The 22,153-nt window shown below is 66.4% G+C and carries 17 protein-coding genes; 8 read left to right on the plus strand and 9 right to left on the minus strand.

Annotated features, from left to right (window positions below; all coding sequences use genetic code 11):
- Positions 1–4: 4 nt before the first annotated feature.
- Positions 5–2,398, minus strand: a complete 2,394-nt coding sequence (locus tag ACFE77_RS01355) for a penicillin acylase family protein (protein WP_375419818.1) — start codon at positions 2,396–2,398, stop codon at positions 5–7.
- Positions 2,399–2,720: 322 nt separating this feature from the next.
- Here ACFE77_RS01355 and ACFE77_RS01360 point away from each other — a divergent pair, with 322 nt between their 5' ends.
- Entirely contained in the window at positions 2,721–5,702 is a 2,982-nt protein-coding gene (locus tag ACFE77_RS01360; protein WP_375419819.1) for a TonB-dependent receptor plug domain-containing protein, read from the plus strand.
- A 92-nt stretch (positions 5,703–5,794) separates the two neighbouring features.
- Here ACFE77_RS01360 and ACFE77_RS01365 read toward each other — a convergent pair whose 3' ends face one another.
- Together ACFE77_RS01365 and ACFE77_RS01370 are read right to left on the minus strand one after the other, a co-directional pair.
- Complete coding sequence (locus tag ACFE77_RS01365) at positions 5,795–6,361, minus strand: DUF937 domain-containing protein (protein ID WP_375419820.1); 567 nt, start codon at positions 6,359–6,361, stop codon at positions 5,795–5,797.
- A 22-nt stretch (positions 6,362–6,383) separates the two neighbouring features.
- Positions 6,384–6,527 (minus strand): hypothetical protein, encoded by a 144-nt coding sequence (locus ACFE77_RS01370; protein ID WP_375419821.1) that lies wholly within the window; start codon positions 6,525–6,527, stop codon positions 6,384–6,386.
- 16 nt (positions 6,528–6,543) lie between these two features.
- On the opposite strand from ACFE77_RS01370, the gene ACFE77_RS01375 reads away from it, so the two are divergent.
- Both ACFE77_RS01375 and ACFE77_RS01380 read left to right on the plus strand, forming a co-directional pair.
- On the plus strand, positions 6,544–7,452 hold the full coding sequence (locus tag ACFE77_RS01375) for a helix-turn-helix domain-containing protein (RefSeq protein WP_375419822.1): 909 nt from the start codon (positions 6,544–6,546) through the stop codon (positions 7,450–7,452).
- A gap of 162 nt (positions 7,453–7,614) precedes the next feature.
- Positions 7,615–9,240 (plus strand): M28 family peptidase, encoded by a 1,626-nt coding sequence (locus ACFE77_RS01380; protein ID WP_375419823.1) that lies wholly within the window; start codon positions 7,615–7,617, stop codon positions 9,238–9,240.
- A 69-nt stretch (positions 9,241–9,309) separates the two neighbouring features.
- Here the strand turns inward: ACFE77_RS01380 and ACFE77_RS01385 are convergent, their stop codons facing one another.
- Positions 9,310–12,195, minus strand: a complete 2,886-nt coding sequence (locus ACFE77_RS01385; protein ID WP_375419824.1) for a TonB-dependent receptor domain-containing protein — start codon at positions 12,193–12,195, stop codon at positions 9,310–9,312.
- Between the two features lie 309 nt (positions 12,196–12,504).
- On the opposite strand from ACFE77_RS01385, the gene ACFE77_RS01390 reads away from it, so the two are divergent.
- The 3 genes from ACFE77_RS01390 to ACFE77_RS01400 are packed head-to-tail and all read left to right on the plus strand — an operon-like array spanning position 12,505 to position 15,689.
- The gene (locus tag ACFE77_RS01390; protein ID WP_375419825.1) at positions 12,505–13,806 is read left to right on the plus strand and encodes an Hsp70 family protein; all 1,302 of its coding nucleotides are present in this window, start codon (positions 12,505–12,507) and stop codon (positions 13,804–13,806) included.
- Positions 13,807–13,824: 18 nt separating this feature from the next.
- The gene (locus ACFE77_RS01395; RefSeq protein WP_375419826.1) at positions 13,825–14,883 is read left to right on the plus strand and encodes a glycosyltransferase family 2 protein; all 1,059 of its coding nucleotides are present in this window, start codon (positions 13,825–13,827) and stop codon (positions 14,881–14,883) included.
- Positions 14,880–15,689, plus strand: a complete 810-nt coding sequence (locus ACFE77_RS01400; protein WP_375419827.1) for a glycosyltransferase — start codon at positions 14,880–14,882, stop codon at positions 15,687–15,689. Before ACFE77_RS01395 ends, ACFE77_RS01400 begins: the two co-directional genes overlap by 4 nt.
- Positions 15,690–15,713: 24 nt before the next feature.
- Here the strand turns inward: ACFE77_RS01400 and ACFE77_RS01405 are convergent, their stop codons facing one another.
- From ACFE77_RS01405 to pabB, 5 genes are all read right to left on the minus strand, one after another.
- A complete protein-coding gene (locus ACFE77_RS01405; RefSeq protein WP_375419828.1) occupies positions 15,714–16,598 on the minus strand; it encodes an NmrA family NAD(P)-binding protein in 885 nt (294 codons plus the stop codon).
- Positions 16,599–16,886: 288 nt separating this feature from the next.
- Entirely contained in the window at positions 16,887–17,549 is a 663-nt protein-coding gene (gene msrA / locus ACFE77_RS01410; RefSeq protein ID WP_375419829.1) for a peptide-methionine (S)-S-oxide reductase MsrA, read from the minus strand.
- A gap of 49 nt (positions 17,550–17,598) precedes the next feature.
- Positions 17,599–17,745: a hypothetical protein gene (locus ACFE77_RS01415; protein ID WP_375419830.1), complete on the minus strand. Its 147-nt coding sequence runs from the start codon at positions 17,743–17,745 to the stop codon at positions 17,599–17,601.
- A 145-nt stretch (positions 17,746–17,890) separates the two neighbouring features.
- Positions 17,891–19,090 (minus strand): pyridoxal phosphate-dependent aminotransferase, encoded by a 1,200-nt coding sequence (locus ACFE77_RS01420; RefSeq protein WP_375419831.1) that lies wholly within the window; start codon positions 19,088–19,090, stop codon positions 17,891–17,893.
- A 33-nt stretch (positions 19,091–19,123) separates the two neighbouring features.
- Positions 19,124–20,887: an aminodeoxychorismate synthase component I gene (pabB, locus tag ACFE77_RS01425; protein WP_375419865.1), complete on the minus strand. Its 1,764-nt coding sequence runs from the start codon at positions 20,885–20,887 to the stop codon at positions 19,124–19,126.
- A 162-nt stretch (positions 20,888–21,049) separates the two neighbouring features.
- Between pabB and ACFE77_RS01430 the strand changes: the two genes are divergently transcribed.
- Together ACFE77_RS01430 and rpmF are read left to right on the plus strand one after the other, a co-directional pair.
- The gene (locus ACFE77_RS01430) at positions 21,050–21,706 is read left to right on the plus strand and encodes an MBL fold metallo-hydrolase (protein WP_375419832.1); all 657 of its coding nucleotides are present in this window, start codon (positions 21,050–21,052) and stop codon (positions 21,704–21,706) included.
- A 256-nt stretch (positions 21,707–21,962) separates the two neighbouring features.
- Complete coding sequence (gene rpmF, locus ACFE77_RS01435) at positions 21,963–22,142, plus strand: 50S ribosomal protein L32 (protein ID WP_375419833.1); 180 nt, start codon at positions 21,963–21,965, stop codon at positions 22,140–22,142.
- Positions 22,143–22,153: the final 11 nt, after the last annotated feature.

The raw sequence follows: 22,153 nt of genomic DNA on the forward strand, positions 1-22,153 counted from the left end.
CCCTTCACCGGCTGGTCCCCCGCGGCCGCAGCGTCACCCGTGCGGCGGCATGCGCGTCGACCGCGGCTCGCCCGAACAGCATCGGCTGCATCCGGCCCGCGACCCACGGCGCGACCTGATCCGCATGATGCGGCGAGCGCGGGTCGTTCGACTGGCCGGGCAGATTGAGCATCAGCGAATTATCCCACGCACCGACATCGATCACCTGCAGATAGCTCGCACCACCGCCGACGCGCCAGCCCGGACCGTTGCCCAGCCAGCGCGCCATGACGGTGTAGGAATCGCCGCCGGTGCCATGCCCGGTCATCGGCGGAAACGCGGCCGCGATCGCGGGAATGCGCGACAGCGGGTGCTGGATGACCAGCTGGTGGAGCTTGTCCCACCGCCACGCGGCCGGATCCGCGCCCATCTGCGCCGTCGCCGAAGCCCAGCTCGCGGCGAGCGCGGCGTCGACCATCGCGTCGCGCGTGGCGACCGGCGTCTTGCCGAGCCGCGCGTCGGGCCTCGCGAGCAGGTCCAGCAGCACCGACGGCGCGATTTCCGTCACCAGATCCGCCGCTCGATCCGGCACGATCGCGGCGAGCATGCGCGTGCCGAGGTCACGCCACAGGATCTCGAACAATGCCGCCGCCGCGCTGTCGCCGTCGAGCTTTGCGTCCCAGGCGCGCAGCATCGTGAGCGCCGGCCGGGCGGCGTCACCGACGCGGTCGGGCAGCAGCGCGATCAGCTGGCGAGCGGGTGCGGAGAACGTATCGTGCTGGAGCGCGACGCTATCCGCTAGCGTATGGCGAGCCTGCCGCGACAGGACATCCGCGACGCGCTCGTACCGATAGGGATCGCGGAACGAATAAGCGGGGACGCGGTCGGCGGGCCAGCCCTGCGGCAGGTTGTTCTGGTTGGCGGACGCGAACCAGCCCTTGGCGGGGTTGTACTCGCTCGGCAGCGCGCGGTGGTCGCGCATCCCGGTCCAGTCATACGCGCCGCCACCCGGGACGGGGAGCAGCCCGTCACCCTTCTTGCGGACCGGCACGAAGCCGATCACCTGCCAGCCGGTATTACCGTCGACATCGGCGTAATGGAAATTGGTGGGCGAGGGATGCAGCGAGAACGCCTTCTGCAAGCTCGCCCAATCTTGCGCGAGGTTGATCGCGATCATCGCGAACACCCCGCCGCCGCCGGGCTGCGTTGCGATCGAGGCGAGCGCCGTCGCACGCCGCTTGGCGGGATCGTGCGCGACGACCGGCCCATGCACCGAATAGCGTAAAGTCGCGGCCTCGGGCGGTGCCCCCTTCACGGGAATGGCGACGTCGATCCGTTCGAAGCGCTTCCAGCCGCCCGCATGACGATAACGCTCCGGATCGTCCTGGTGGAGATCGAGGACGAACAGGTCCTGCTGGTCGATGTGGAAGTTGGTGCGACCGAACGCGAAGCGATCGGTGTGACCCTGCATGATTCCGGGCAGGCCCGGCGAGCCGCCGCCGATCACGTCGAGTCCCGGCGCGGTGAGATGCGCGACGTGCCGGGGGCCGAAGCCGCCGATGCCGAGATGCGGATCGTTGGCGAGGATCGGGCGCCCGGTCGCGGTGCGCGCGGGTGCCACGGTCCAGGCATTGCTGCCCGCATTGGCGCGCTCGATCATACTTGCGGGATCGACCGCCGGTGTGTCGGGGCCGAACGGCAGCCGCCCGAGCCGGAGGATGCCGAGGTCCGCATCGTCCACCGCGGCGACGTCGAGCCCATCGGGCACGGCCATCCGGTGCGCGGGCCGCAACGGCGCGACCACCGCATCGAGATCGAGCAGCCCGAGCGCGGCGAGCTGCGCCCGCCGAACCTCGTCGTCGGCGTTGCCGATCGACGCGCCGCGGGTGATCACGAGATCGCGAACGGCCCATCGCAGCGGCGCGACGCCCAGAATCCGGTACTCCAGCGGCAGCAGCGAAGGATCCGCGGTGACCTCGTCGATTCGCGCATTGACCCCGGCGACATAGGCGCGTGCGCAGGCGAGCACGTCCGATGGCACGCGCTGCAATTCCGCCTCGAGGTCGCCCCGATAATGGAACAGCCGCGCCGCCGCGTCGAACTTGACGAACTGGCTGCCGAACGCCTCCGCCATCCGGCCCAGTTCGCGCCGCTGACTGAAGTCGATCTGGAAAAGCCGGTCGCGCGCGACGACATAGCCCTGGCCGAAGAACGCGTCGGGGATGGATGCGGCCCGGATATGCGGCACGCCGTAAGCGTCGTCGACGATCTCGATCGGTGCGACCAGGCCGCCGACATCGACGAAGCGCGAAGCCGGTGCAAAGGTCGGTTGCGCCTGCGGGGCGGCGCAGCCCCGACGCCCGGCGGCAAGCGCCAGCGTTGCGGCGGTGCCGAGCAGGAACGAACGACGATCGAGCATCGAAACCCTTTCCCTGCCGGTACGCGTCTGCCGGGGCGACCCGTATCCCGATCTAAGCCAAGCCGGCGCCAAGCGACAGGTCGGCGTCGCGGGCTTCCCATAGGCTACAGTTATGCCTGATGAAATTGCGCGAACATCGGGCCTTGACGCTCCCGCCCGCTGACGCGCACGTTGCCTGAGCAGGGCGTCCTACGCACGGTTCGCAAGAGACCGGCACCGACGCTTAGAGGACAGGGGCCATCTCGCGGCGACGGGCAGGCTACCGGTATCAAGCAAGCATTAGGGGGCTATAATGACGGTTTCAGGACAGATCCGGCGGCGCATGTCGGCTCAGCGCGGCCTCTGCAGCTTGCTCGCGATCGCAGTCGCGACCCCGGCGCTCGCGCAGACGACGACCGCCGACACCGCGGTCACCACTGCGCCGTCCAGCGTCGCCGACGTGCAAACGCCCGATCGGGTGGCCGAGCAGGAAGAGCGCGGCGGCGATATCTTCGTCACCGGATCGCGCATCGTCCGCAGCGGCTTCGAATCGCCCACCCCGCTTACCGTGATCTCCGCGGAGGAGATCCAGAACAGCGCGCCGACCAACAACATCGCCGATTTCGTCAACCAACTGCCTGCGCTCGCGGGATCGACCCGCCCCGCCAATTCGCGGCTCAACCTCAGCAGCGGCCAGGCCGGCATCAACGCGCTCAACCTGCGCAACCTCGGCGAGACGCGGACTCTGGTGCTGCTCGACGGACGTCGGTCGGTGCCGTCGACGATCACCGGACTGGTCGACATCAACACCATCCCGCAATCGCTGATCAGCAGCATCGAGGTCGTCACCGGCGGCGCCTCCGCCGCCTATGGCTCCGACGCGGTCGCGGGCGTCGTCAACTTCGTGCTCGACAAGAAGTTCACCGGGCTGAAGGCCGCGATCGACAGCGGCGTGACCACCTATGGCGACGGCGGCAATTATTCGGGCAGCATCACCGCGGGCCTGCCGTTCGCGGGCGGCCGCGGCCACATCCTGTTCAACGCCGAAGTCGCGCACAAGGACGGAATCTTCGATGTCGACCGCGCCTGGAACGCGACCGGCTATGTGCGGATCCAGGATCCCAACTGGACCGCGACCAGCACCACACCCCAATATCTGATCCGCCGCCAGGTCGGTGCGGTGAACTCCACCCCCGGCGGCATCATCACCGCCAACTCCGTGCTCGCCGGTAGCGGACTTTCCGCCAACAGCCTGCGCGGCCGGTATTTCGGTCAGAACGGCGCGGTCAACCAGTTCCAATTCGGCTCGCTGACCTTCCCCGCGGTCGGTGGGACGGCGGCGCCGGCGCTGACCCAGGGTGGCGACTGGCGGGTCAACGACACCGGGCGCCGAATCGGGCTCGATGCGCAGGACGATCGGCACGGTTTCTTCGGTCGCGCCAGCTTCGAAGCCACGCCCGGTATCGAACTGTTCGCGGAAGCGGCCTACAACCGCCAGCGCGTCGTCTTCAACGCCGGGCCGAACCTTTCCACCGGAGTCGTACTGCAAGCCGACAACGCCTTCCTGATCAACACCCTCGGCAGGGCGGCGCTGACCGGCGTCAACACCGTGACGATCGCGACTTCGGCGGCGGACCTGCCCTATCGCGGCGTCGACAACCGCCGTGAGGTGCAGCGCTACACGATCGGCGCCAATGGCGATTTCGAGGCTTTCGGCAAGCGTTCGGCCTGGAACGTCTACGGCCAATATGGCCGCGCGGAACTCCACGAACAACTGACCAACGTGATGAACACGCAACGGATGCTCAATGCGACCGATGCGGTGTTCGCACCCGCGGGCAATACGGCAGGCGTCGCCGCGGGGACCATCGTGTGCCGCACCACCCTTTCCGCGCCGACCAACGGCTGCGTGCCGCTCAACCGCCTCGGCATCGGCGTCGCCGATCCGGCGGCGTTCGCCTATGTGCTCGGCAGCCCGTACCGCGACGAGACGATCGAACAATATGTCACCGGCGCCAATCTGTCGCTGACCCCGTTCGCGACCTGGGCTGGCGATGTCAGCGTCGCCGTCGGCGGCGAATATCGCAAGGAACAGATCAAGGGCTTCGTTCCGCCCGAATTCAAGCCGACGGTCGGGCAGAACGCCACCATTAACCAGTGGTCGGTCGGCAACTACCTGCCGACCAATGGCAGCTACAATGTGAAGGAGGCTTACCTCGAGACCGTCGTTCCGCTGGGGCTGGGTGTCGAGTTCAACGGCGCGGTACGAGCGACCGACTATTCCACATCGGGCTATGTCACGACGTGGAAACTGGGCGCGACGTGGCAGCCGATCGAGGACATCCGCTTTCGCGTGACCCGCTCGCGCGACATCCGCGCGCCCAATCTGAACGAGCTTTACCAGGCTGGCGCATCGAACAGCGATTCGGTCCGCAACCCGTTCTTCCTCGCCAGCGATCCGAGCAGGGGGCCGGCGAGCTATTCCTATTCGGCGACAGTTACGGGCAACCTCGACCTGCGTCCCGAAAAGTCCGATTCCTGGAACATCGGCGGCGTGCTGACGCCGCGGTTCCTGCCGGGGTTCAGCGCGTCGGTCGATTATTTCCGTATCGAGATGGACGACGCGATCGGCAGCCTGAGCGCGCAGGAGATCATCAATCGCTGCTTCGAGGGCACCCAGGCCTATTGCGACGCCTATTCGCCCGATCCCACCAACGCGTCACGCATCCTGTTCCGCAGCCAGCCCTTCAACTTCACCCAGCAGCTGGTCCGCGGAATCGATTTCGACGCCAGCTACCGGTTGCCGCTCAGCCGCTTGTTCGACGATGCGAAGGGCAACTTCACGCTTCGCGGCGTGGCGACGCGCTACATCGACAACATCATCGACCAAGGCATCGCCGGGACGGTGCCGATCGATACCGTGGGCGCGAACGGCGGTCAGACGAGCACGCCGACATGGATATATCGATTCACCGCAGGCTATGACACGCCCGACTTCTCGATCACCGGCGTCGCGCGCGGGGTGAGTGCGGGCAAATACCTGGCAAACGCGATCGAATGCCAAACGGGGTGTCCGATCTCGTCGACCCAGTTCCCCACACAGGACGACAACGACGTCTCCGGGCTGTTCTACGTCGACCTGAACCTGACCCAGAAGATCGGCGGCGCTGACGGCGGACGCGGGGCCGAGTTCTTCATAAACGTCACCAACCTGTTCAACCGTTGGCCGCTGCTGCTGCCGGAGACCGGCCTTGCGGCGAACAGCACCTATTCGGACCTGCTGGGCCGTCAATTCCGTGTCGGGTTCCGCGTGCAACTGCGCTGACCCGGCAACCGCGAAGCGGGATCGCGCGCGACGTACGCGTTCGATCCCGCTCGACTCCTAACGTACTCGCCGCGATCGGTCCTGAAATCGCGCTATTTGCGGCCGCCGAGGATCGACCCGAGCATACCGCCGAGGCCGCCAACACCTCCAGCCGATCCGCCACCGGCCCCCCCGATGCCGCCGCCGAGACCGCCAAGCCCACCGAGTCCGCCACCACCCGCACCGCCGAGCCCGCCGAGCACGGTGCCGAGGATGCCGCCCAGCCCGCCCTGCTGCCCGCCCGATCGTCCGGCCAAATGGCCTGCCACCAGCATCGCCAGGATCGGCAGCATCTTCTGCAGCAGTGCCGGATCCAATCCGCTGCTTTGCGCCGCATGCCCCGCGACTTGACGGCTGACATCCTTGGACCCGAAAATCCCGCCGAGCAGCTGATTGCCCTGATCGACCTGCGTCGGCTCCGGACCGACCACGTTCCGCGCCAGGTCGGCCCCACCGAGCGCATCGACGTGGGTATCCAGATCGGCGGCGTTATCGCCCATGCCGCCGAGCACCGACGGCAGCAGGGCCTCGGCGCCGCGCTGCGCCTGGTCGCGCGGCAGACCGAGCTGAGCTGCAAGTGCGTCGATGCCGCCCGCCGGCAGTAATTGGTTCAGATCCATGTCGAACTCCTAAAGGTTGCCGTCACAACGCCTGCCGATAGGCTTGGGTCCTGGGTTCGATCGCGCCACCGATGCTCCCGGTGTTCCTGATCCCGGTTTCGGCGTAATGGCGATCGATGCTCGCGCCGACGCGTTGGCTGAGCGGAGCAAGGTCCAGATTGTCCAACAGCGAAGATCCTCGCATGGCATTGGCGGAGCGGCAGCTCCCCGGCGGTGGCGTCGCGCGCTACGAGCGGCCATCGGACCGGCTCCGCGACCTCATCACCGGCTATCATTTCTACCGGGCACCACGCGGCCAGGCGCGGTCCGACTGGTTTCTGCCAGGGACGGCGAACATCAGGATATCCTGGTACAACAAGCCGATCGCGGTGACGATCGGCGACCGGCATTTCGATCCGCTGCCGCCGGCCGCGGTCTTCGGGCCGACGAGCAAGGCTATTCACGCGACGACACGCGGCGGCTTCATGGTCGGCATCGGAGTGAGCGCGCTCGGCTGGGCGCGCCTGTTCAAGCAACCTGCGTCAGGGGTCGCCGATCAGATCGTGCCACTCGACACGCTGTGGCCCGTCGAAGATGTGATCACCCTGTGCGGGTTGCTGCAGGGCCATGACATCGACCGCCCCGTCGCCCCGCTGCTCGACGCCTTCCTGCAACCGCGCCTGCTGGAGCCGCAGCGCGACGATCGCCTTATCGCCGAACTCGCCAGCCTCGTGATCGACGAGCGCGTCACCCAGGTAAGCGACATCGTCGCAGCGATGAACGTCTCGGAGAGCCGGGTGCGTCGTCTGAGCTATCGGTACTTCGGTTTCTCACCGAGACTGCTCCTGTCGCGCACACGCTTCCTCCGCTCCATAATCCCCCTCACCCGGCCTGCTCCGGTCCCGGTGGCCCAGGCCATAGCGGAGACCTATTTCGACCAGTCCCACTTCGCCCGCGAGGCAAGGCGCGTCCTCGGCATGACGCCAGTGACCTTCGCCGAACTGGAGAAGCCGTTTCTCGCCGCGAGCCTGGAACTGCGACCGAAGGTCCTCGGCGCTGACACTCAGGCGTTGCAACCGGTCGGGAAATCGCGGCGAGATCGAGCGCGGTGAGTGAAACGGGCGGAGAACCGTGATGTCCACGAGAGTTGCCGATATATGGACTGCCGAGCGCGTGGTGCAGATCCGCCAAGGCGTGCGGCTCAGCCGATTTACCAGCGCATCCGAACACGAGTAACTCGTTCGGATGCGATCACTTAACCCAGGAACTCGCTGATGCTACGCTATCTCGCTCTTGCCGCTGTGCCCCTGCTCGCCGCCGCGTCGGAGCCCGATCCTCTATCGCCGGCTTCGCTATCGGCAGACGTGAAGATCCTGGCGAGCGAAGAATTCGGCGGACGTGCTCCGGGTACTGCAGGAGAGGCAAAGACCGTCGACTGGCTCGTCGCCCAGTTTCGCGCGGCAGGGCTGCAACCTGGCGGACCGAACGACAGTTGGACTCAGCCAGTGCCGCTCGTTCGAACGCAGCTCGGCGCCGGTACGATCAGCGCCAACGGCGTGCCGTGGACGCAGGGCAAGGACGTATATCTATCTAGTGTCCGTCCGGTCGATCGCGCAACCGTGGCGAACGCGCCGCTGGTGTTCGTCGGCTATGGCGTGAGCGCACCCGAGCGCGACTGGGACGACTTCAAGAAGGTGGACCTGAAGGGCAAGGTAGCGGTCTTCCTGGTCAACGATCCCGACTTCGAAGCGGTTGCGGGTGATGACGCGAAAGGCCGGTTCGGCGACCGCCGCATGACCTATTACGGCCGCTGGACCTACAAGTTCGAAGAAGCCGCTCGGCGCGGGGCGATCGCGGCGCTGATCGTCCATGACACGCCGGGCGCAGGCTATGGCTGGGCGACGGTCACCGCACCGGCCGGAGAGAATTACGACGTCGCACGCCCACCGGCCACGCGCGTGATGCTGCAGGGCTGGATCGAGGGGGGTGCGGCGTCTCGCCTCTTCGCTGCGGCCGGGCTGGATCTGGCGCAGCAGCGTGCCGCCGCTCGCCGTGCGGACTTCCACCCCGTTGTGCTCAAAGGCGACGGCTTCTCCGCCGACCTGCCGGTAACCGTCGTCCGCGCCGAAAGCCGCAATGTGCTCGCAAAGCTGCCCGGGCGGACGCGGCCGGACGAGGTTGTCATGTATGGCGCGCACTGGGATGCTTACGGCGAAGGCGCGCCCGATGCGCAGGGCCGTCGCATCCGGCCCGGCGCGAACGACGATGCGTTGGGGACCGCTGGTGTCCTCGCGATAGCGCGCGCCGCAGCAAAGGCTAGACCATCGGCGCGAACGCAAGTCTTCGCCTTGTGGACCGGCGAGGAGCGAGGCTTGCTCGGCTCGGAAACCTACGCCGCCAACCCCATCTACCCGATAGCCAAAACGGTGGCGAACCTGACGCTGGACATCCTCCAGACCGCCGGGCCTGCTCGTGACGTGATGCTGGTCGGCGCCGGGCAGAACAGCTTAGAAGACGCCTTGGCGTCAGCCGCCCGAGCGCAACGACGGGTAGTCACCCCCGAGGCGCTGCCGGAGCGCGGTCTCTTCTATCGCGCAGATCATTTCTCGCTGGCGCGCCGAGGTGTGCCGACGCTACTACTGATGGCGATCAGCGGCGCTCCCGACCTGGTCGACGGCGGCCGCGGCGCGGGCAAGGCGTGGCTCGACGACTATATGCGCTGCTATCATCAGACCTGCGACGCGTGGTCGGCGCAGTGGGACCTGCGCGGCGCCTCAGCGGATGTCGATCTTGTCCGCCGGATCGGGTTCGATCTGGCGAACGGGACTGTCTGGCCGGAATGGCGCGCAGGGTCCGAGTTCAAGGCCCTGCGGGCGCAGACCACGTCGCAACGGCGTTAGCGTGCGCGAGTTGCGCTTGGTACTTGGCGGCCAAGATTTGGGGCAGGTCACCGCCTGCCCCGGCATCGCTTAAAGACCGTAGGACAGACGCAGATAACCAAACCGGCCGGGAACGTCATAGGTCGTCGGATCGTAGTTGTTCAGGCTGCACGAGAAGCAGGCCGGCGGATCCTTGTCGAACACGTTGTTGACGCCGACCGTCAGCGCGAAACGGCTGTCGACCCACTCCGGCCGGATGATCAGCTGCGCATCGCCATAAAGGCGCTCCTTCAACTCGGTCGTGTTCTGGAATTCCCTGACATTGTCGATGAAGCGGCCCGTGATCGACGCGGTTACCGGGCCAGCCGCCCAGTCGATCGTCGCCAGTCCCTTGAAGCGAGGATAGGCCTGATCGGGGCTGCCCCGTTCGAACCCTTCGTAGCGGGTCGTCGTGGTACCGCTCGTGGCAGGCACCGTCTCCTGATAGCGCAGCAGGTAGTTGCCGATCACCGACAGACCGAACACGCCCGCACCTGTCTGGCGCGTCCGTAAGTTGAAGGTAGCATCGATCCCGCGGGTGCGGATGCCGCCGGTGTTGAGCAGGACGCCGTTGATCGCCGACACGAACCCGTTCGCGGTCCGCGTCGTCGCTGCGCAGGACAGCGGATCAGCCGCGACCGCGCAGCGGCTCAGCAGCACGTCGGCCGGGATGCCCGCGATCGCGCCACGTACCTTCACGTCGTAGTAATTGACCTCCAGGCTCAACGCGCTCGCGAATCCGCTACGTGCCCATGCCGGGCTGTAGACGCCACCGAACAGCAGCGTGCGGGCCTTTTCCGGCTGGAGCGCCGCATTGCCGCCGGTCAGCACGGGTAGCTGACCCGCCGGTTCGGCATAGCTGCCGTTCGCCGGCACGCCGTCCGCAATGCAGTTCGCCCGTGCGGTGGCGTTGGTCTGGAACAGGCTGCCTGCCACGTTGGAGCAGGGATCGGGCAGCGACTGGTCGAAGCGCGACTGGGCGCCGAACAACTCCCCGATCGATGGCGCGCGGACGCTTTCGGCATAGGAACCGCGCAACAGCAGGTCGGCGACCGGCTTCCACAACGCGCCGCCGGTCAGCGTCGTGTTGCCGCCGAAGGTCGAATAGTCGGAGTGGCGGATCGCGCCGTTGACTTCGAGGCTGCTGAAGAAGGGAACGTCCTTCAGGATGGGAAGGCGGATTTCGCCATACACTTCGTCGACGTTGAAGCTGCCGCGTGCGGCCTGCGCGGGGATGTCGGCGCCCAACCCCGCCTGGATCAGCGGATCAGGCGTGAAGCTGCCCGACTGGTACCGATGCTCGAAGCCGACAGCGATGCCGACCGGCCCGCCGGGCAGGTCGAACAGGTCGCCCGACAGGTTGGCGGTATAGTCGTTCAGCACCTGGTTGCTGCGCGCGCGCTCGTCGAAACCAATGAACCCGAGCATCGCCGGGGTGATCGAGCCGACCCCGCCGAAGACGTTGAGCGGCACGCACGCGCCGACGCAGTCGCTGATCGGGCCGAGCGCCTGCTGCAAGCGCGCGACGTTGACGTTGCCGGTGAACACCTGCTTGGCATCGTTGCGGCCGATCACCGCGCTGGCGTCCCAATACCAGTTTCGCCCCATCATCTGGAAACGGCCGTCGAGCGTGCCGGTCAGCGACATCGTGTCGACCGTCTGACTGTAGGTGCGCTGTCCGGCCTCCACGAGCCGGCGGAAAATCGCCGAATAGGTCGCCGGCTGGCCGTTGCCGCCACCGTTCAGGGTACGACCGAAGGGGTTGAACGGGTTGGTCGCATCAATTGAGATGATGCGCGTCAGCGGTCCGCCGCCCGCATCCGGCCCGATCGGCAGTGGCAGGAATGCCGCCTGGTTCTGCGAGGCACGGTGATTATAGACCGCCTTCACGCGAAGGTTGATCGCTTCCGAGAACTCGGCACGCGTGTTGATGAAGCCGCCATAGCGTTCGCTCGGCGTCAGGAAGTAATTGAACGGTGCGAAGTTGAAGCGATCGCCCGCGGTGAACGCTTTGAAATCACCGCCAACTAGGGTCGGGTCGTACACCGCCGGCCGGCCCGTGACCGGCCCGCGCAACGTCAGGTTCTGCCCGTTGATGAGGAAACGCCCGAGCGGCGTATAGCTGGAACAGCCGCCGATCGGTTCGGCGCAGCTGGTCTGACCGGGGTTCGGGAATTGCGAGATGTCGCGGTCGGCGGCGCTGACCGATTGTTGCTTGATGTAGAAACCGCCGGCAACGACGTCGACCGGCTGGTTCGATCCATTACCCCAGCTCAGCTGGTAGTTCTGCGTTTCGCCGTCGCCTTCCTTCAGGAACTGCCCATATTGCGCCTGCGCGCGGAAGCCGTCCTGCGTCGATTTGGTGATGATGTTGACCACGCCCGCGATCGCATCCGAACCGTAGAGCGGCGACGCACCCGATTGCAGCACCTCGACCCGTCCGATCATGACGTCGGGGATCGAGTTCAGGTCGACCGAGGCGGGGATGCCGCTGGCCGAGGCGCCGTTGACCCAGCGCAGGCCGTCGACCAGCACCAGCGTCCGCTTGGCGCCCAGGTAGCGCAGATCGATCGCCGCCGATCCGGCGCCGACGCCACCGCCATCAGGCGGATTGCCGAAATTGCCCGAATTGTTGAACTTGGTGTTCAATCCGCCGGCGGAACTGGGAATGCGTTGCAGGACGTCGGCGATGGAGGAAAGACCCGTGCGCGCGACCGCCTGTTCGTCGACGCTGATGACCGGGGACGGCTGATCGAGCGGATCGCGGCGAATGCGCGAACCGGTGACGAGGATGTCCTCACCTGCCCCAGCATCGTCGGCGACATTGGGGCTGGACACAGCCGGCGCGGTTTGTGCGTGAGCGGACGCGGTCAGGCCGGCGAATGCAATGGCCAGGACGGCAGCGCCCGACATGACGGTCGATCGGATGGACGACATGATAAAGATTTCCCCGGTTGGCGCTTTTGCGCATTACCGGCAGCCTCGCGGCCCCGTCCCCACGATGCAAGCGGGCAACCCCGATATACGACCGAGTCAGTCCTATTTCGGTAACCATGTTGCTCGATAGCACCAGTATCATAGTGCAAGCCGTGCATTTGTCCGACAGAGGAGGCTCCGACTTTGCATGGTGGCCGCCGCACTTGTCCGGCGACGCTATGACCGAGATGGGGTCCGCTTGCCGGCCATGAAAACGCGTGCGATGCGCCCGCCGGTTCCGCCCAGGCGGCGAACTTCGGGGATCAGCATATGGAAAACGGTCTCGCCCCTCGCGCGCTCGGGCTGGATTTCGGCACGACCAACACCGTCGTCGCTCTGGCGGACGATCATGGCGGCGCCGAGCTCGTCGCGTTCGCGGGCGAGGAGGCGACCGGCCCGGTCTTCCGCTCCGCTCTCTGCTTCTGGGAGGACGAGCGCGGCTGGAACGGGATCGCACACGAGGCGGGGCCATGGGCGATCGCCGAATACCTTCAGGCGCCGCTCGACAGCCGTTTCGTCCAATCCTTCAAAAGCGTCGCCGCCAGCCCGTCCTTCGAACGCGCGCTTATCTTCGGCAAGCCGTTCAGGTTCGAAGACATGGGCAGGCTGTTCCTGCAAAAGCTCGTCGCGCATTCGGGTGGCCGTCTCGACCAGCCGCCGCGTCGAGTAATCGTCGGGCGTCCGGTCGAATACGCGGGTGCACGACCAGACGCGGCACTCGCCCGTCAGCGTTATGACCTGATGCTGCAGGCCTTCGGCACCGAGTTGCATTATGTCTACGAACCGCTGGGCGCAGCGTACAGCTACGCCGCCCGGCTGACCGAGCCGGCAACCGTTCTGGTCGCCGACTTCGGCGGTGGTACGACGGACTTTTCGGTGGTGCGCGTCGCAGAACCCGGCGCGCCGCGGCGCTGCACGCCGCTGTCCTCTGCTGGCATCGCGATCGCCGGCGACCGCTTCGATCAGCGGATCGTCGATCGGGTGGTGCTTCCCCTGCTTGGTAAGGGCGGGACATACCGATCTATGGGCAAGCTGCTCGACATTCCGGGCGGCTGGTTCGCCGACTTTTCGGACTGGTCGCGGCTGGCGCTGATGCGCAACCGGCGAACGCTGGAGGATCTGCGCCGTCTGCAATCCAGCGCCGTCGAACCAGAGCCAATCGGCCGCATGCTCGCGCTGATCGAGCATGAACAGGGCTTTCCGCTCTATGACTCGGTCAGCCGGCTCAAGCGCGCCTTGTCCACCGCGGACCATGCCGCGTTCCGCTTTGCAGGCGGCGGCGTTTCTATCGAGGCCGAGGTGCGCCGGACCGAGTTCGAGCGATGGATCGCCGGCGACCTCGTCCGTGTGGAGACAATTATGGACGTAGCGCTCGCGCGCGCCGAGGTCGATGCCGCCGATATCGATCGCGTCTTCCTGACAGGCGGATCCTCACTCATCCCCGCGATCCGTGCGATCTTCGATCGACGCTTCGGGGAGGAGCGGATCGCGACTGGCGGGGAGCTGACGTCGATCGCGCACGGCCTGGCCCTGATCGGCGCGGAAGCGAATCTGGAGGAATGGACGGCGTGATCGCTTGCTGCCTTCGGCATGCGCTCACCCGCCGTTCGAGATGCCGCGGAACGCTTCGCCTTAGATGATCGCCAAGGGATCATCTCGGCTGCTGGCGTGTTGCGCGTAGACCGAACCACTGCTTACGGCGTTCAGATGACTGCACAAAGGATCGCGCTCGTCGCGACGATGCGCAACGAGGGTCCTTTCATACTCGAATGGGTCGCCTATCACCGGCACATCGGCTTCACCGAAATGCTGGTATGCACGAACGATTGTGTCGACGGTTCGCCCGACCTGCTCGACCTGCTCGAACGCCGGGGTCTTGTTCGGCATCTTCGTTGCTCGCCGGCCGCGAACGACAAGGCGCAGCTTCACGCATATGCGCAAGCCACGGCGTCGCTCGAGCCGAGCTGGCCGGATGTGCTGATGGTGCTGGACGCAGACGAGTTTCTCAACATCCACGTAGGTGACGGCAAGGTTCCGGCATTACTGGCGTCCACGCCCGAAGCGACCGCGTGGCTCGTCAACTGGCGGACATTCGGCGCTTCGGGGCACGAGCATTGGGCGCCCGATCTCGTCCTCAAGCGCTTTACCCGTGCCGCGCCGCTGCACCACGGTGTCAACTGGTCGTTCAAGACCCTCTTCACACATCCCGAGGCGTACCATTGTCCGCTGCTGCCACACGGTCCGGGGTTCGCGAGAGCCGAATGCGTCGGCGGATTGCGACCCGTCGATGGCGGTGGCCACAGGCTGCCGTCGCGCTATGCTCGCTCCGAGCAGTTCCTGCAGACCGAGCCGGGCCAGGTCACTTGGTCGCTCGCCCAGGTCAATCATTACAACACACGGTCCTGGCAGGACTATTTGGTCAAGCATGATCGCGGTGGCGGGCTCGGGCCCGAGCGCTGGGCGCGCGACGAGAATTGGGAGACCTTCAACCGCAACGAGGAGCAGGATCTGAGCATCCAGCGCCATCTGCCTGCCGTGGAGAGTGCGATCACCGCGCTGCTCGCTGATGACGAGATCCGCGCCGCGCACCTGCGATGCTGCGCCTCTTACGGCGATCATGTGCTGAAGCTGGACCGGGTAGCCGCGTGACCGAGCCATTCACCTTCGGCATCCCGTTGATCGCTCGTGAATCGTCGGGGAACTGGCCGCTTGTCGAGCGCCTCTTCGAGCTCACGCTTCGCTCGGTCCAGGCGCAGAGCGATGCTGACTTCCGCGTGCTTTTGGCCGCTCATGATGTGCCGGCGAGCTGGCGATCGGTGGCAGCAGATCCGCGCTTCGTCCTGTTGCAAGCGGACTGGCCGGCGGAACAGCCGACCGTCGCGAACGATGACGGCGGCCGCAAGAAGTGGCTGATCAAGCAGGCGGTCCGTCGATCGGGCGGTGGATTGCTGATGTTCCTCGATGCCGACGATTGGGTGTCGATCGACTTGGTACGAACCGCGCGTTCGACGATGAAGCCGGACGACGTCGGCGCGATCGTAAGCGACGGCTACGCGCTCGATCACGCCAGCCTGCGGGTGCAGCGTTTCCCGATCGGAGGCGCCTTCGATGGCGCGTTTCACGAGCTTTGCGGATCGAGCACCATCGGCAGGGTCGTTCCAGATAGCAGCGACCTCGTTAGGCTTGATCCACACGCGGCCCTTGGCTCTCATCATCGGTGGCTGGAGAGCGCCGCAGAGCAGAACGTGTCGCTGGCGCGGCTAGCGACCGCTGGGATGTACCTCGTCGGCACCGGTCAGAACCATTCCGAGCAGCATGGTCCGAACGCAGTTTGGCGCAAGGACGTGACGACGGTGGTGCGACAATCGGGAAGGCCGATCGACCCTGGCTTGGCAGCCGAGTTCGGGCAGAGCGGCAACAGCCTAGCTGCGATGTCGGCTCTGGTCTTGGCTTGATCCGGTCATGCTCGCGCGCCGTTGTTAGAGCCGTTTCATCGCCATCGCCCCTGCCAACACCTGCCTGGCTTTCGTCCAGTTGATCTCCGGGTAACGATCATTGTCGAGCGGCTCGAGCTTGCCGGTCCCGTCCATCATGTCTCGCAGATACTGCATGCCTTGCCACGCTGGGAACACCGCACCGGGTTGCGGCGCGAGTGTCCGCGTGAGCCTGATCATAGCGCTGAGGACCGGGACGCCGCCCGGCTTCGCTAATCGGAATCGTCGACCGGTCAGCAGTTGCATGGTGGCGGCGAGATCGCGCGGACTCACGCTATCACCCGCGATCCGCAAAGTTCTCGGTGTATCGGGATCCAGTGCGGCCGCTGCTGCATAGGCGGCGACATCCTCCTTGGTAGTGAAGTCGAGCAGTTGGTCAGGGCTTCCCCAATGCAGAACGATCCGCGGTCCAGGGAGAACGATCGGCGCCTGTCCGGCGAGCAGATCGGCAAACGCGCCGTTGAGGATCGAAGTCGCGCGGATCGGGGCTGCATCGACCTTAGCCATGAAGCGACGCCTGAGGTCCAGGTTGCGGTTGCGACCGGGCTTCGTCTTCGTGAAATCGAGTGAATAGTCCGACGGAATGAAGCGCGGAACGCCCGCAACGACTGCGGCGTCCAGCACGCGACTTTGACGGCCGATGATCGTGTCCTCCAGACCGTTCAGCGCCGAGATGACGCATGAGGCGCCATCCAGAGTGCGCCGCAATGACTGCTCGTCGTCGAAGTCGATCTTCTCGACGGAAACGCCGGTATCGGCCAACGCCGCGGTGTCTCCGCCTTGGCGGGCGAGCGCCAGCACGTTCGCGCCACGTGCCGCAAGCGCACGCGCGATCCGCAACCCAAGGTTGCCCGTACCGCCGACGAGCACGACCCGTCCCTGCCCTGACCCTCTGATGGAATTTACGATGTCGCTCTCCTCGTCGGGACACCTTGCGGATAGATGGGTAAGCTTCGTCTTGTCCGCTTCTTCATGCGCCCATTGCGCTGACGTCGTTCAGGAAGGCGACCGTTTGCTCAAGACGTAAGGTGCCGCAAGCGAAGCGGCCGCTTTGCGGCCCAGCGTCTCCGCAAGCACCGACGCGCGGTCTCGCGACCAAGTTTTTCGACTTCGCCGAACGAACGAATTATCGACAAGCCAGCACTTGGCACTCAGCCCTTAGCGCGCGAGGGCGAGTGTAGGAAAGGCGGCCTTGAACGCGGCGACCTTCGGCTTGTCGATCGTCACAATGTACGGGTGCCGCGGATTGCGGTCGTAGAAGTTCTGGTGATACGCCTCGGCCGGGTAGAAGCCGCCTTGCTCCAGCTTAGTGACGATCGGCGATGTGAAGCTGCGCGCCGCTGTCAACTGCGCGATATAGGCCTTGGCCGCGGCCGCCTGTTGCGGCGACTGCGGGAAGATCGCGGAGCGGTAGCTCAGCCCGCTATCCGGCCCCTGACGATTGAGCTGGGTGGGATCGTGCGCGATCGAGAAATATACCCGCAGCAAGGTCGCATAGCTCACCTGACGCGGGTCGTAGGTCACCTTCACTGCCTCGGCGTGGCGGGTGGTCTCGGTCGAGACGGTCTCGTAATTGGCGGTCGCCGCGCTGCCGCCCGCATAGCCGGCCTGAACCGACCGGACGCCCTTCACGCGTTCGAAAACCGCCTCCATGCCCCAGAAGCAGCCGCCCGCGAACACCGCAGTCTGCATGCCCGTACGTGGCGTCGGATCGACCTTCGCAGCGGGGATCACGACCGCGCGCTCGGCCTGCGCACTAGATTGTACGGCGACGATCGCGATCAGCGAAGCCGCTGCGGCGGCGAGAATTGTCTTTGTCATGCGACCGATATGGGGAGGCGCGGCGACGGCACCAAGGTCAGCATCGGGGTCAGCGCTGGAAGTGCGCGACCGGATCGAGATGGTGGATGAAGCTGTGGCGCGCGTCGGCCGGCTGCAACGCCACCAGGCCGAGCGTGCCGAGCACGAACCCGCCGGCGAACTGCCACAGGAAGCTGGACTTGAGAATGCTGCGCATGAGCCTTGCCTTTGTCGTTCAGGGGAGGCGGACGTGCCGCACTCCCTACCCGCCAGATCGTGCACCGGCGCGGTTTCCGCAATGCGCGTTCTATGAAACGCTGCGTTAACGCCCGCTGGCGGGCCTGTTCATCCCCGAGTCCGGATCAGCGCAGCGCGGCGCAGGCGGTCTGGATCCGGGTGCACGCCTCACGCAGCAGCGCGTCCGACGTAGCATAGCTGATCCGCATCGCCGGCGAGAGGCCGAACGCCGCACCCTGCACTGCGGCGACCTTCGCGTCGTCGAGCAGATAGCCCACGAACGCCTCGTCGGTGTCGATCAGGCGGCCCGCCGGCGTGGTCTTGCCGATCAGCCCGGCGAAGGTCGGATAGACGTAGAACGCACCCTCGGGCAGCGGGCAGCGCATGCCGTCGATCTCGTTCAGCATCGACACCACCATGTCGCGCCGGACCTGGAAAGCGGCATTGCGCTCGGCGAGAAAATCCTGCGGGCCGTTCAGCGCCGCGGTCGCCGCCGCCTGCGCAATCGAACAGGGGTTGGAGGTCGATTGCGACTGGAGCTTGGCGATCGCCTTGATCAGCCACGAAGCACCGCCAGCATAGCCGATCCGCCACCCGGTCATCGCATAGGCCTTGGAGCAGCCGTTGACGGTCAGCGTGCGGTCGTACAGCTCGGGGCAGACCTGCGCGATCGTCGCGAAGCGGAAGCCGTCATAGACGATGTGTTCGTACATATCGTCGGCGAAGATCCACACCTCGGGATAGCGCGCGAGCACCGCGCCGAGCGCCTTCAGCTCGTCCGCGGTGTAGCCCGCACCGGTCGGGTTCGACGGCGAGTTCAGGATCACCCATTTGGTGCGCGGCGTGATCGCGGCTTCGAGCGCCTCGGGCGAAAGCTTATAGCCCTGATCGGGGCCGGCGGGGGCGATCACCGGGGTGCCGCCCGCGAATTGCACCACATCGGGGTAGCTGACCCAATAGGGTGCGGGGATCACCACCTCGTCGCCGGGGTTGATGGTCGCGACGATGGCGTTGAACAAGGTGTGCTTGCCGCCAACATTCACGGTTACCTGATCGGGCGCGTAGGTCAGGTCGTTGTCGCGCGCGAATTTGGCGACGATCGCCTGCTTCAGCTCGATCGTGCCGTCGACATTGGTGTATTTGGTCTTGCCGTCGCGGATCGCCTGAATCGCGGCGTCCTTCACGAAATCGGGCGTGTCGAAATCGGGCTCGCCCGCGCCCAGCCCGATCACGTCGACCCCGGCACGCTTGAGCTCGATAACCCGGCTGGTGATCGCGAGCGTGGGCGATGGATTGATGCGGCCGAGGGCGATCGAAGGGGTCATTGGGCAGCCTTTGCGCGGGATAGGCGCGCGGGCCTATAGCGGGCGCCGCGGCTCTTTCGCAACCGCAACGATGGCGGGCAGCAGGCCGCGCACCGCATTGCCGACGAAGAAGCCCCCCGCGAGATCGTCACGGGTGAGGTCGCCCTCGATCGCGCGTCCCTCTGCGATCAGGTCGGCGCGGAGCACGCCCGGCAACAGCCCGTCGCCACGCGGGGTGACGAGCACGCCGCCGCGATCGACGAAGACCGAGGTGAAACTGCCTTCGGTGAGCAATCCGTCCTGTTCGAACACCACCTCGAACGCACCCGATGCGATGCGCGCATCGTCGTAGAAGGCGCGATCGCTGGTCTTGTGACGCAGCCGGAAGTCGGACCGCGCGACCGGCAGCGGCAGGATCGCGACGTCGACCGGGCCCGGCGGCGGCGGCGGTATGTCCGCCACCTCGATCGCGACCGACCCGCTCGCCGCGAGCAGCAGGCGGATGCGCTTGGCGCCGCGCAGCCGGAAGGTGGCGGCCTGGAGCTCGTTGCGCGCGGCGTGGCGATCGAACGCGAAGCCCAGCGCATCGGCACTCGCCTTCAGCCGGGCGAGATGCGTCTCCAGGCGCAACAGCCCGATCTCGGGATCGAACGCCATCGTCTCGATCAGGTCGATGCGGCGCTGCCCGGCGGTGACGAACGCGCCCTTGGCGAGGCATTCGGCCCATTCCTCGTCCGCGCGACTATCGGCGACGATTCCAGACCCGAGCCCGAGCGTCGCCCGCGCGCCCTGTTCGGGCACCACCAGCGTCCGGATCGCAACGTTGAACGACGCGCCCGCCGGGTCGATCCGTCCGATCGAACCAGTATAAGCGCCGCGGGCAGCGGGTTCGAGCTCGGCGACGATCTCCATCGCGCGCTGCTTGGGCGCGCCGGTGATCGATCCGCACGGGAACAGCGCCTCGACCACGTCGATCGCGTCCTTGCCCGGCGCCAACGTCGCGGTGACCGTCGACGTCATCTGGTGGATCGTCGGATAGGTCTCGACCGTGAACAGTTCGGGTACCGCGACGCTGCCTGGCACCGCGACCTGCGACAGATCGTTGCGCATGAGGTCGACGATCATCAGGTTTTCGGCACGCTGCTTGGTGTCCATCGCCAATGCCGCCGCCCGCTTGCGATCGTCCGCGGCGACCGGAGCGCGGGTCGCGGTGCCTTTCATCGGCCGGCAGGTGAGCGCATCGCCCTCGGCCTCGAAGAACAGCTCAGGCGACAGCGACAGCAAGATCGTCGATCCGGTTGCGACGACGCCGCCATGCCCCGCGCGCGCGCCACGCCGCAGCCGGGCGTAGAGCGCGAGCGGATCGCCAAGGAACGGCACCTCAGCGCGAAAGGTCAGGTTGGCCTGATAGATGTCGCCGGCGCGGATGTAGCCGAGCACCCGGGCCAGCGCGGCGTCATAGTCGGCCTGCGCGATCGTCGGCACCGGCGCCCCGGCCCACGCCCCCGCAGGATCGGGCAGCAGCGCCTCGACCCCCTCGCCCGACAGCGGCTCGTAGCCGTCGAACAGCCCGAACCAGAGCAGCGGCGCGTCCGTCACCGCGGGGGCACGCGCGACCAGCGCCGCGCCCGCCTCATACGCCAGATAGCCTGCGACATGCAGTCCCTCGCCCACCGCTGCGCGGACCTCGGCGAGTGCGGGGCGAACGGCGGCGGTGGTGGTGGCGGTGACGATGCGGATCGGATCGCGGTACAGCCGCGCAGGTGCGCCGCCGTCACGTGCATCGTCGAGCAGCACGAAGGGAGGGGCGGGGAGCATCGTCACGGAAATGCACTGAGCGCCCGCGCAGGGCAAGACTCGGGTAGTACGCCGACGTTCTAATCGCGCTCATCAACTGTCGGGGAGGCCCTGCTTGGTCTGGACTGGTCGAGCCCGCGACCGTATCTCAGGCGTCCGCCCCCGCCAGTCCGGAACCGCATCATGACTCCACCGCTCCGCGCCACGATCGTGCCGGTCACGCCGATCCAGCAGAACTGCACGATCATCTGGTGCACCGCGACGATGAAGGCCGCGGTGGTCGATCCCGGCGGCGATCTGCCGCGGATCCATGCCGCGATCGCGCAGGCCGGGGTGACGGTGGAGAAGATCCTGCTCACCCACGGCCATATCGATCATGCCGGCGAGGCCAAGCCGCTCGCCGACGCACTGGGCGTCGCGATCGAAGGACCGCACGAGGCCGACCGCTTCTGGCTGGCCCGGCTTGCGGAGGACGGCAAGACGTATGGCATCGACGGCGTACCGTTCGAGCCCGACCGCTGGCTGGTCGACGGCGATACCGTGACGGTCGGGGATCTGGTGCTCGACGTCTACGAAACGCCGGGCCACACGCTCGGCCATGTGATCTTCCATCACCCGGCGTCGAAGCTGGCGCTGGTCGGCGACGTGCTGTTCCAAGGCTCGGTCGGGCGATCGGACATGCCCGGCGGCAATCACCAGCAGCTGATTCGCTCCGTGGTCGATAAGCTGTGGCCGCTGGGCGACGAGACCGCGTTCATCCCGGGCCACGGCGCCGCGAGCAATTTCGCGCACGAACGCCGCACCAACATGTTCGTCAGCGACGCCGCGCTGGCTGCTTGAGCGTGTAAGTCGCTCCGCTCATGTGTCCCCGCGAAGGCGGGGACCCAGTACTGGGCTCCCGCCTTCGCGGGAGCACAATCGGATCGACCTCACCGGCCCCGATGCTTGCAACCCGCGGCGAATTCGCTATAGGCCCGCGCTTCGCGATGCGTCCGGCCGTTCAGGTGCGTCCCGCGCGGCCGGCTTTCGAGTCGGTTGCCGTGGCGCCGGGCCGGGTTCATCGGAAACCCGATCGATCAAAGAACAAGGTGCCGCAATGGCCGTCCCAAAAAGAAAGACTTCGCCCTCCAAGCGCGGCATGCGCCGTGGGCACGATTCGCTCACCGTCGCGTCGTTTCAGGAGTGCCCGAACTGTGGCGAACTGAAGCGCCCGCACAATCTGTGCGGGTCGTGCGGTCACTATAATGGTCGCGAGATCATCTCGGCCGAAGGCTAAGCCTTAACTCC

This window comes from uncultured Sphingomonas sp. (assembly GCF_964243315.1).
Classification (GTDB): Bacteria; Pseudomonadota; Alphaproteobacteria; order Sphingomonadales; family Sphingomonadaceae; genus Sphingomonas.